General features: G+C 70.7%; 1 pseudogene. It reads right to left on the reverse strand.

What is annotated here, in order from left to right:
• Positions 1-180: 180 nt before the first annotated feature.
• Positions 181-1,893, reverse strand: a pseudogene (locus E1285_RS44800) (IS481 family transposase); the annotation flags it as partial.
• Positions 1,894-1,968 lie beyond the last annotated feature (75 nt).

Below are 1,968 nucleotides of genomic sequence, written 5' to 3' on the forward strand. Positions count from 1 at the left end.
TGTGCGGCTCCAGAAGATCTTGGACAGATCGGTTCCAGGACACGCTTGACGGGTCCGGGAGATGGTTGACGGTCTCAGGAGATCGTGGACGTGGCCGTCCCAGTCGTTCTAGCGCCGGTACTTGGTGATCGCCTCGGTGTTCTTGCGCGGGTGGATCCCCAGTTCGATGTCGTTGTGCAGGACTCGGAATACGGTGTCCTCGATGATGATCGTGACGGTCTTGCCCGCGTGAGCTCTGCCGATGCGCAACCGTTGGCGGGCGACCATGGTGATGCCGTCGGCGGGGACCTTGCGGATGGCCCGCAGCGGCGGTGCCGGTGGCGGTGGCAGCGGCTGCTGGGTGGTGCGGGCGCCGGTCAGCCTGGCGGCCTGGCCGGGGACGATCGGTGCGGGCAGCGTCTTGACCAGCCGCCCGGCCGCGATGACGTGCATGAGGTGCTGGTCCAGGCGGAGCGTGACGCGCTGCCCGGCCAGGTTCACCTCGATCTTGACGCGGTGCCCGCCGAGCTGGACATCGCCGTCCCGTCCGACGGTCCGGTCGAGCTCGACCGCTGTCGCTGCGGGCAGCTGCCCGCGCGGGGCGGCGGAGGCAGCGGGCTCGGGGCCGGCACCTCGGCCACCCTGCTGGCGGAGGTGGGCCAGGTCTGCCGGGGACAGCCGGGAGGTGCGGGTGCGGATCAGTTCGCCGCCGAGCAGCACGTGGATGCTGCGCAGGTCGGCCCAGATCGTGACGGGGTGTCCGCCGAGCGCGGCGTTGAACTTGATCTGCTGGTTGCCGGGCAGGCACAGTCGCCCGGCGGGGGTGATGACCATGTCGAACTCGACCGCCTCGGCCCCCGGCTCGCCGTCCTGACGCTGCGGCACCGGCATCTGCGGCGTCTCGGCGACCGGGGCACTGGACGGCCGGACGGTGGCCGCGACCGGCGGCGGCTCGCTGGCCGGGGTCGGCCGGAACACCGACACCGGCGTGGCCATGTTCAGCGACTGGTGCGGCCTGCCGTGGTTGTAGGCACGCACCCAGGCGTCGATGCCGGCCTGTGCCGCGGCCATCGACTCGAACGGCCCGGCCGCATCCAGCAGCTCGCGGCGCAACGTGCCATGCCACCGCTCGATCTTCCCGGTCGTCGTGGGTGAGCGCGGCTTGGTCAGCCGGGTGGTGATGCCGTTCTCCCGGCAGATCCGCTCGAACAGCACCTCGGCCGGGAACGGCTTGGTGAACCGGCCGGTGAACTGCTTGCCGTTGTCGGTGAGGACCTCCGACGGGACGCCGTAGCGGCCCATCGCCTCGGTGAACGCCTGGCACACCGCCCGCCCCGACGGCTCGGCCACCACCTGCGCGATCACCACGAACCGGGAGTGGTCGTCGATCCCGGTGACCAGCTTGCACTCGCGCCCACCGGCCAGGAAGATCCCGCTCATGATGTCCAGCTGCCACAGCTGCATCGGAGCGTCCCGCTGCCAGCGCTTGTAGCTGCGGCGATGCGTCTGCTGCTGCGGCTGCACCAGCCCGTTGCGCACCAGCACCCGATACACCGTGCTCCGGCCCGGCGCCGGATCCACGCCCCGCAAGCCGAGTTCGTAGGCGATCCGCCGCGGTCCCCACCGCGGATAGGCCCGGCGCAGCTCGCAGACCAGCGCCTCGACCTCTGCCGGCAGCCGGGACGGGGAGGTCCTGGGACGCCGCGACCGCTCTACCAGCCCCTGGGCGCCCTCGGCCTCGAACCGCCGCAGCCAGTTATGCACCGACTGCCGCGACGCGCCGAACTGCCTGGCCACCTGCGCGACCGGCGCCCCGCCCAGCACCTCCAGCACCGCCCGATGCCGGTGCTCGACCCGCCAGGCCCGATCGTCGAACCCCTCGACCTCATCCGCCACCGGAAGATCATCGAGCATCCAATGTCAACGATGTGCCGGAACCGTCAAAGATCACCCGGATCTGCTACGTCCAACATGTCCTGGAACAAAACA

The organism is Actinomadura sp. 7K507 (genome assembly GCF_004348425.1).
Taxonomy (GTDB): Bacteria; Actinomycetota; Actinomycetes; order Streptosporangiales; family Streptosporangiaceae; genus Spirillospora.